We start from the raw sequence: 1,388 nt of genomic DNA, 5'->3' as shown, positions 1-1,388 counted from the left end.
CGATCTGGCGCTGGACGCGAAGCCGCTGGTCGCTGCCATTGTCGCCTTGCCCACCCGATTTGGAGAGCAGCCCGCCCATCTGGTCGACCACCGTCACATTGTCCGGCTTCATCCCCGGCACTGACGAGGCGACGAGGTTGACGATCGAGGCGACCTGCGCGTCGCTCAGCGAGCGTCCCGGCTGGAGCTTGAGCACCACCGAGGCCGACGGCGCGGCATTGTCGCGCACGAAGGCGCTGGCTTCGGGGGTGGCGAGATGCACCCGCGCCTCGACCACCGTGTCGATTTCCTGGATCGAGCGCGCCAATTCGGTCTCGCGCGCCTGCCGCAACCGTTCGCCCTCCACCGCGCGCGAGACGCCCATCGGCAGCTGGTCGAGGATCGCATAGCCGGCCGGCGCGGTCTTGGGCAGGCCTTGCCCGGCGAGCAGCATCCGCGCGCGGGCGTAATCGTCCTCCGCGACGGTGACCGTATCGGTGCCGGTATCGACCCGGCTCTTGATCCCCGCGGCGGTCAATGCCGAGGTGACCGCGGCCTTGTCCGCATCGGCGAGCCCGGCGAACAACGTCTTCTGCGGCGGCGAGGACAAGAGCGACCAGGCGAGCGCGGCGGCGCCGATCAGCCCGATCAGCAGCGCCATCGGCCCGGCGCGGCGGACCGCGGGCTGCGCGAGCATGCCCTGGATCTGCCGCAGCGGATTGGCGAAGCGTTCGGGGATCGCGGATGCTGGGGTGAGTGCGTTTGCCATGTCTTACACCGGCATGCTCATGATGTCCTTATAGGCGGACAGGATCTTGTTGCGGACCTGCAGCGTCGCCTCGAAGCCGACCGAGGCTTCCTGGCGCGCGAGCATGACCTTGGCGATGTCGATCGTTTCGCCGCGCTCGTAGGATTCGGAGAGCGCGCCGGCCTTCTGCTGGGTCTCGTTGACCTTGGAGAGCGCATTTTCGAGCGACTGGGTGAAGCTCGGCGCGCCCTGCGCCGCGCCCGCCGCGGGGGCGGCGCCCGCCGTCTGGCCGGCGCGCGCCAGCGCGCTGTTGCGTTCGAGGATCTGCGCGCGCAGCGCCATCACGCGCTCCACGCCGCCGAGGCTGTCGATCGCGCTCATGCCGAGGCCACCTTGCCGTGCGGCGCGGCGATATCCTCACCCTGTTCGCGTGCCTTGGCGAGCCGGTAGCGCAGGGTGCGCTCCGAAATGCCCAGCCGGCGCGCGGTCTCGATCCGGCTGCCGTTGCACGCCTTGAGCGTCTCGCGGATCGCGGCGAATTCGGAGAGCTGGACCACCTTGCCCAGCGTCGCATTATCGGCCTCGACCGGTGCGGCCGCACGCGGCGCGGGGCGGTCGAACACGATATGCTCGGCCTCGATCGTGCCCCCGGCGGCGAACA

The 1,388-nt window shown here is 70.1% G+C and carries 2 protein-coding genes and 1 pseudogene; all 3 read right to left on the bottom strand.

Going from position 1 to position 1,388, the window contains the following annotated elements; genetic code table 11:
* A pseudogene (gene fliF / locus BGN95_RS23175) lies at positions 1 to 676 on the bottom strand (flagellar basal-body MS-ring/collar protein FliF); the annotation flags it as partial.
* 75 nt (positions 677 to 751) lie between these two features.
* Positions 752 to 1,108 carry a flagellar hook-basal body complex protein FliE gene (gene fliE / locus BGN95_RS23170; RefSeq protein WP_265270565.1) on the bottom strand — a complete coding sequence of 119 codons (357 nt, stop codon included), beginning with the start codon at positions 1,106 to 1,108 and terminating at the stop codon, positions 752 to 754.
* Positions 1,105 to 1,388, bottom strand: a 284-nt coding sequence (locus BGN95_RS23165) for a helix-turn-helix domain-containing protein (protein WP_286774148.1), incomplete at its 5' end; no start/stop codon positions are given. The genes fliE and BGN95_RS23165, both read right to left, overlap by 4 nt.

The organism is Sphingomonas sp. 66-10 (assembly GCF_001897045.1).
Taxonomy (GTDB): Bacteria; Pseudomonadota; Alphaproteobacteria; order Sphingomonadales; family Sphingomonadaceae; genus Sphingomonas; species Sphingomonas lycopersici.
Note: the sequence above shows the minus strand (reverse complement) of the source record. Positions and strands in the feature narration are given on the sequence as shown.

Bases quoted from the DNA above. Each gene is read 5' to 3' on its own strand.
- fliE (WP_265270565.1), bottom strand. From the start codon at position 1,108: ATGAGCGCGATCGACAGCCTCGGCGGCGTGGAGCGCGTGATGGCGCTG.